This is a genomic window from Variovorax sp. KBW07 (assembly GCF_003852515.1).
GTDB lineage: Bacteria > Pseudomonadota > Gammaproteobacteria > Burkholderiales > Burkholderiaceae_C > Variovorax.
In genome coordinates this window covers 1-7,580 of record NZ_QAJK01000147.1, presented here as the reverse complement: position 1 = coordinate 7,580, position 7,580 = coordinate 1, and the positions used below count along the sequence as shown (strand labels likewise).

Genomic DNA, 7,580 nt, shown 5'->3' with positions numbered 1-7,580 from the left:
GCGCAGAGCACACCGCCAGCGTGAGCGAGTTCAGAGCACTGGTTGATCAGCGAAGCACTCAGAGCGTGTCCATGTGAGAATGGCATCGGGTGCTCCCCGCAGCGAAATAAAGGAGGAGCGAAGCGGGGGACATTCGCGGAGGGGAGCACCCGGTGTCAGTCGCACGCGCCCTGAATGACCCCGCACCCGAACGACAGCCCTCAGCCGAAGAACCAGTAGCAGACAGCAATGGCAGCGATGACCCCGGCAAGCTCGGCCAGCAACGCACAAGCCACAGCATGCCGCGCCCGCTGGATACCGACAGCACCGAAGTACACAGCCAGCACGTAGAACGTCGTCTCCGTACTGCCCTGGATGGTCGCGGCCACCAACGCCGGGAAGCTGTCGACCCCCTGGCTCTTCATCGTCTCGATCAGCATCGCGCGCGCCGCGCTGCCCGAGAACGGCTTGACCAGCGCCGTCGGCATCGCGTCGACGAAACGTGAGTCGAAACCGCCCGTGTCGACCAGCCAGCGCAGCCCGCCGAGCGCGAAGTCGAGTGCGCCCGAGGCGCGCAGAACGCCCACCGCGCACAGCATCGCCACCAGGTACGGCAACAGGTTTTTCGCGATATCGAAGCCTTCCTTGGCGCCTTCGATAAAACATTCGTACACCTTGATGCGCCGGATCGCACCCGCCAGCAGGAACACGATGATCACGCCGAACAGCGTCAGGTTGCCCAGCAGCGACGACAGCGATGCAATCGCCACCGCCGACAGCGTGCCCAGCAACGCCATGAAGCCACCCAGCGCCAGCGCGCCGGGCACCAGGTAGGCCAGCACCACCGGGTCCCACAGCCGCAGCCGCTGCATGAACGCCACCGACAGCAGGCCGACCAGCGTCGATGCACTCGTCGCCAGCAGGATCGGCAGGAACACCAGCGTCGGGTCGCTCGCCCCCTGCTGCGCGCGGTACATGAAGATGGTCACGGGCAGCAGCGTCAGCGACGAGGCATTCAGCACCAGGAAAAGAATCTGCGCATTGGTCGCGGTGACCGGGTCGGGGTTCAGCCGCTGCAGCTCGCGCATGGCTTTCAGGCCGATGGGCGTGGCCGCGTTGTCCAGGCCCAGCGCGTTGGCCGCGAAGTTCATGGTGATGAGGCCGAGCGCCGGGTGGCCCGCCGGCACGCCCGGCATGAGGCGCCGGAACAGGGGGCCGAGCAGCCGCGCCAGCCAGCCGACCAGCCCGGCCGCCTCGGCGATGCGCAGAAAGCCCAGCCACAGCGTCAGCGTGCCGAACAGCAACACCATCACCTCGACCGCCAGCCGCGCCATGGCGAACAGGCTTTCGACCAGCGCCGCGAACACCGTCGCGTCGCCGCCGACGAGCCACCGCCCCAGCGCCGCGAGCGCCGCCATCCCGAAGAAACCCAGCCACAAGCCGTTGAGCACGTTTCTTTTTCCTTTTTTACGCGGGCCGATCATAGGGCGCTAATCCTGCGGGCCTGCCGCAGGCTACAGTGCGGCCCATGGCCGCTTCCATCGTCCGCAGACTTGTCGCACTGGCGCTGGGAACCGCTGCCCTGGTGGGGCTGGCGGGCTGCGTGAGCCTGCCACCGCCGCAGCCCCGCCCACAGGTCACGGCCATCACCGACGTGGCGGGCACCGAGCTGGGCCAGCTGGCGCTGAAGGGCACGCCGGGCGGCTCCACATCGTTGTCGGGTTTCCGGCTGCTGCCCGAGGCGGCCTTTGCCTTCGACGCGCGCATCTCGCTGGCGCGGCACGCCGAGAAATCGCTCGACGTGCAGTACTACCTGATCCAGAAAGACGACGTCGGCCTGCTGTTCCTGAAAGAGCTGCGCGAAGCCTCGGCGCGCGGCGTGCGGGTGCGCCTGCTGGTGGATGACCTGTACACGGCCGGCGAAGACGAGGTGTTCAGCACGCTGTCGGCCTTTCCGAACATCGAGGTGCGGCTGTTCAACCCGCTGCCGTCACGGGCCGATTCGCTGACCACGCGGCTGCTGTTCTCGCTGACCGATTTCGGCCGCATCAACCACCGCATGCACAACAAGCTGCTGGTGGCCGACAACAGCTTCGCGGTTTCGGGTGGGCGCAACATCGCCAACGAATACTTCATGCGCAGCACGGCGGCGAATTTCATCGACATGGACGTGCTGTCGAGCGGGCCGATCGTGCGCCAGATGTCCGAAGGCTTCGACCGCTACTGGAACAGCCCGCACGTGCGGCCCATCGAGAGCATCGCGCCGCTGCGCATGCCGGTGGACGAGGCGCAGAAGCGCTTCGACGCCATCGCGCGCACCGCGGTGCCCGACGTGCCCATGCACCAGCGCGACGTGCTCAACAAGTCGCCGGTGGGGCAGCAGCTGATTACCGGCAACGTTGACCGCTACTGGGCGCCGGCCACGCTGTTCGTGGACGACCCCGAGAAGATCACGCGCAAGGCCGACGCGGCGTATGCCGGCAGCGTGACCGAGGGCGCGCTGAGCGTCATCAATTCGGCGAAGCGCGATGTCAAGATCGGCTCGCCGTATTTCATTCCGGGCGCTCACGGCATGGCGATGATGAAGAAGGCCATTGCGAACGGCGGGCGCATCACCGTGGTGACCAATTCGCTGGGCGCCACCGACGAGCCGCTGGCCTATGCGGGTTACGAGCGCTACCGGGCCGACATGCTGAAGATCGGCGTCACCATCTACGAGATCGCGCCTACGCTGAGCGGGCGCTCGGGGCGCTTCGGCGACTTCGGAAAGTCGATCAGCCGGCTGCACGCCAAGCTCGCGATCATCGACGACGACCGCTTCTTCGTCGGCTCCATGAACCTCGACCACCGCTCGGCCGCCGTCAACACCGAGATGGGCCTGGTCATCGACAGCCCGGAGCTGGTGCAGGACTACGACAAGCTCATGAGCGGCGACCGCATCAACCTCGGCTACCGGCTGCGCCTGGGGCCCGATGGCCGGCGCGTGCAGTGGCTGGAGTACGACGATGCCGGCGGCGACATCGTGCACGAAGACGAGCCCGGCGAGTTCCTGTGGCTGCGCTTCAAGAACTGGCTGCTGCTGCCCATCGTGGGCGAAGAGTTGCTTTAGCAGCCAGCGGCCGGCAGCAGGGCGGGCCGCTTTTCAGGACACATTTCTAAAACGGTTCCCGGTCGGATTCGGCCGGTCGCGCTTTCGCGTGGCGACCGACCTCGCGCAACCGTTGCCTGTAATACGGCTGGCACATTGCCCCTCTAGATTGCGGCGTCCCACCACAACAACCAATCAGAGGGAGTCCGATATGCACGCCATGTCCACCATGCCGCCGGTCGCGCCAGGCTTGCAGCGCCTGCGAACGCTCGTTGCACTCACGGGACTGGCGGTCGCCGTCCTCCTGCAGGGCTGCAGTGGCGGCAGCAGCAACAACGTCCTGCCGGTCGTTCTCCCGCCACCGGCCAGCACGCCGCCGGCCCCGGAACCCGACGCCGCCACGGTCGATGCCAACCTGCAGGCCGCATGGGTCGAGATCGGCGAGAACGACACCGCGATCGCGCGGGTCATCACCAGCTACAGCGCGCCCGCCGACGCGACGAAAGCCGATGCCAATGCCGTGTGCCCGCAGCTCACGCTGGACGGCCACGCAACCCGCATGACGCTGCGCATCGGTGCCGGCAGCATGGCATTGCGAACCACGGCGAGCCCCCCGGCCGATTCGAAGCCTTCCGCTTTCCCGGTGTCGACCTGCGAGACGGCGTTGCCCGCCAGCACGAAGCAGGCCGCCATCGGCAGCCGCGTGCTGCCGCTGCCCAAGGCCGAACCGCAGCGCGTGCTCGTGCTGGCCGACACCGGCTGCCGCATGAAGAAGGCCGACAAGGCCTACCAGCCATGTAACGACACCACCGTGTGGCCGTTCGCGCCGATTGCCGCCACCGGCGCGGGCTTCAATCCCGACCTGGTGCTGCACATCGGCGACTACCACTACCGCGAGAACGAGTGCCCGGCGGACATCGCCGGTTGCAAGGGCAGCCCATGGGGCTACGGCTGGGACACCTGGCAGGCCGACTTCTTCACGCCCGCCGCGCCGCTGCTCGCGAAGGCGCCCTGGGTGCTGGTGCGCGGCAACCACGAAGAGTGCGCGCGCGGCGGCCAGGGCTGGGCGCGTTTTCTCGATCCGCGTCCGTATGCCGACAAGCGCTCGTGCAACGACCCGGCCAACGACGACAGCGGCAACTACGCCGACCCGTATGCCGTGGCGCTGGGTGCCGGCTCGCAGCTCATCGTGTTCGACTCGGCCCGGGCCGGCAAGACGGCGCTGGCAACGAATGACCCGCAGTTCATTGCCTACCAGAAGCAGTTCCAGGCGGTGACGGCGCTGGCGGCCAAGCCCGGCATGACCACCACGATGTTCACCAACCACCACCCGATCCTGGCGTTCGCGCCGGTGGCCGGGCAGGCGCCGCTGCCGGGCAACCTCGCGCTGCAGTCGGTGATGGAAAGCGTCAACGCCAAGGCTTACTACCCGGCCGGCGTGCACGTGGCGCTGCATGGCCATGTGCACGACTTCCAGGCGCTGAATTTCGCCACCGACCATCCCGCCACCATCGTGGCCGGCAACGGCGGCGACAACCTCGACGTGGCGCTGGCCGACCCGCTGCCGGCCGGCGCCACGCCCGCACCGGGCGTGACCATCGACCGCATCACGCACCACGCGAGCTTCGGTTTCATGATGATGGAGCGCAAGGCCGCGCCGGGCGTGGGCTGGAACTTCAAGGCCTACACGGTGGCCGGCAAGCTGCTCGCGACCTGCGTGCAGACGGGCAGGGCGCTGGCTTGCGACAAGACCGGCTTCCTCACGCCGTGACGGCGGCGCGCACGAGGCGCCTGAGCCTGCTCGGCGCCGGCCTCGCGCTGGCGGCGGCCTGCGCAGGCTGGGTCGGCGGCAGCATGGCCGCGCCCGATGCGCGCACCGCGCAGATCAACCCCGGCGGCCCGGTGAGCGCAGTGGTCGAGCGCATCGGCGTCACGCCCAAGCTCACCGAGCGCATCGATCCGGCGCAGGCCTCGTTCAAGCCAGACCCGGCGCTGGCCGCGCTGGGCAAGCGCATCTTCTTCGACACGCGGCTGTCGCAGCCGCAGGGCCTGTCGTGCGCCGGTTGCCACGACCCGCTGCGGGCCTTCACGTCGACGCTGAACGCACCGTCGCTGGCCGGGCCGCGCACACCGCAGGGCAGCCGTCCCGGCCACTTCAGCACGCGCACCGCGCCGTCGCTGCTGTACGTGCGCTACGTGCCCCGGCGGCATTTCTATCAGGACGACGATGCGCTCGTTGCGTCGCCCTTCGGTGGACTGTTTGCCGACGGCCGTGCCGACACGCTGGCCGAGCAGGTGCGCGGGCCGCTGTTCGACCGCGACGAGATGAACAACGCGTCACCGCAAAGCCTGCTGCGCAAGCTGCGCGGCACCGACCTCGCGCCCGCGATGTCGCAGGCCTTCGGGCCGCGGGTGCTGCGTGAGCCGGAGCGAGCGGTCCTGGGCATCGGCCTGGCGCTGCAGGCGTACCTGCAGAGCGACGAGATGGCGCCTTTCAGCTCGCGCTTCGACGACCACCTGCGCAAGCGCACGCCGCTGAGCCCGCAGGAAACGCGAGGCCTGGCGCTGTTCAAGAACCCGGACAAGGGCAACTGCATGTCGTGCCACACGCTGTCCGACACGTCGAGCCGGCCCGAGCGTTCGCTGTTCACCGACTTCGGCTACGACGCCATCGCCGTGCCGCGCAACCTGTCGTTGCCGGCCAACCGCGATCCGCGCCACTTCGACAACGGCCTGTGCCGCACGGCCGCGCAACTGCGCTGGCCCGAGCCCGGCCAGTGGTGCGGCTACTTCCGCACGGCGGGGCTGCGCAACGTGGCGGTGCGCCAGAGCTTCATGCACAACGGCGTGTTTTCCACGCTGCGCGAAGCGGTGGCTTTCTACGCCACGCGCTCGACCGACCCGGCCAAGTGGTATCACGGCAAGTCGACCTTCGACGATGTGCCGGCCACGTACCGGGCGAACATCAACGTCAACTCCACGCCCATGAACCGGCGCCCGGGCCTCACGCCCGCGCTGAGCGACGAGGAGATCGACGAGATCAGCGCCTTCCTGCGCACCCTGACCGACGCGCGCTACGTGGCGGCCATGCCGCCCGTCGAAACCGCCGCGCCGAAGCCGGCCGTGAAGTAGCCCGCCCGCGCCGCGCACCCGTCCTGCCCGCACGCGGCTGCGGGCTGTCATGCCAGATGTCACAATGCGCGTTACATTTCTGGCTTAAGTGTGAACTTTTGTCACCGTCTTCTGGAGACTTCGATCATGACCGTTCCCGTGCAGCGCGAGTCGATTGCGCCGCTTTCCACCAGCCGTCGCCGTGCGCTGACCGGGCTGGCCGCAACCGCCGCTGCCGCGGGCCTGGGATTTCCGGCGCTTGCGCAGAACCGGCCCGTCCGCATCGGGACCACGTTCGACAACAGCAGCGTCGAGAAGGCCAACGGCCAGGGGCTGTACCAGGGCTCGAGCGCGTTCTTCACGGCGCTGAACAAGGCGGGCGGCATCAACGGCACCAAGGTCGAGCTCGTGATGGCCGACGACACCTTCAAGCCTGAAGTGGCCAAGGCCAACGCGTTGGCCTTCGAGAAAGACAGCTCGGTGCTGGCACTGCTGCATCCGCTCGGCACGCGCCAGACTGCCGAGGTGATGGACGCGGTGCCCGGCATGGCCGTGGTGGGGCCCATCACCGGCACCATTTCGCTGCGCAAGAAGACGTCGCCCAACACTTTCTGGGTGCGCGCCAACTACGACCAGGAAGTCGACAAGCTCGTGAGCACGGCCGCGGTGCTGGGCCAGAGCCGCATTGGCCTGGTGCACTCGAACGACCCGCTGGGGCAGTCGGTGCTGGCGGCGTTCAAGAACGCGCTGGCCAAGGCCAAGCTGGAGCCGGCGGTGATCGCGACCACGCCGAACACCACGAGCATGGAAGTGGGCCCGGCCGCCGAAGCCATCGCCAAGGCGAAGCCGCAGGTGGTGGTGGTCGGCCTGGCCGGTACGGCACCGGTGTTCCTGAAGGCGCTGCGTGGCGCGGGCAACAGCAGCTCGGCGTACGGCCTGTCGATCACGGCGAGCGCACTGGCCGCGATGGGCGACCTGGCGCGCGGCCTGGGCTTCGTGATCGTGGTGCCGTCGCCGTATTCGACCAAGTACGAGATCGTGCGCCGCTATCAGGCCGACATGGTGGCCAGCGGCGTGAAGGAGTTTTCGCTGACGAGCCTGGAGGGCTACATGAACGCGGCGGTGCTCGCCGAAGGCATGCGGCGCGCCGGTGGTTCGCTGACGCGCGCATCGGTGATGGCGGGCATGGCGAGCATCGAGAACTACGACATGGGTGGCGTGAAGATCAACTACGGCCGCACGAACCGCGAAGGCGGACAGTTCGTGGACGTGGCGGTGATCGGCAGCCGCGGGCAGATGCTGAGCTGATTGCCCTTCTGCCTGGTTTGCGTGGCGCTTTGTCGTTCGCGCCGGGCAATTGCTGGGTTTTGTCTGCTGTTTTGGGTCATTCAGGGCGCCGCTC

At 68.1% G+C, this 7,580-nt stretch carries 5 protein-coding genes; 4 read left to right on the top strand and 1 reads right to left on the bottom strand.

Features of this window, described 5'->3' with window-relative positions; genetic code table 11:
• Nucleotides 1-200: 200 nt before the first annotated feature.
• Entirely contained in the window at nt 201-1,430 is a 1,230-nt protein-coding gene (locus tag DBV14_RS27005) for a nucleoside recognition domain-containing protein (RefSeq protein ID WP_124463951.1), read from the bottom strand.
• Nucleotides 1,431-1,507: 77 nt separating this feature from the next.
• On the opposite strand from DBV14_RS27005, the gene DBV14_RS27000 reads away from it, so the two are divergent.
• The 4 genes from DBV14_RS27000 (at nt 1,508) to DBV14_RS26985 (ending at nt 7,486) form a co-directional block, all read left to right on the top strand.
• Nucleotides 1,508-3,088 carry a phospholipase D family protein gene (locus DBV14_RS27000; protein WP_124463949.1) on the top strand — a complete coding sequence of 527 codons (1,581 nt, stop codon included), beginning with the start codon at nt 1,508-1,510 and terminating at the stop codon, nt 3,086-3,088.
• A gap of 199 nt (nt 3,089-3,287) precedes the next feature.
• On the top strand, nt 3,288-4,838 hold the full coding sequence (locus DBV14_RS26995; RefSeq protein ID WP_124463955.1) for a metallophosphoesterase: 1,551 nt from the start codon (nt 3,288-3,290) through the stop codon (nt 4,836-4,838).
• A gap of 83 nt (nt 4,839-4,921) precedes the next feature.
• Complete coding sequence (locus DBV14_RS26990) at nt 4,922-6,199, top strand: cytochrome-c peroxidase (protein ID WP_124463953.1); 1,278 nt, start codon at nt 4,922-4,924, stop codon at nt 6,197-6,199.
• 126 nt (nt 6,200-6,325) lie between these two features.
• Nucleotides 6,326-7,486: an ABC transporter substrate-binding protein gene (locus DBV14_RS26985; RefSeq protein ID WP_124463947.1), complete on the top strand. Its 1,161-nt coding sequence runs from the start codon at nt 6,326-6,328 to the stop codon at nt 7,484-7,486.
• The last annotated feature ends 94 nt before the right edge of the window (nt 7,487-7,580 follow it).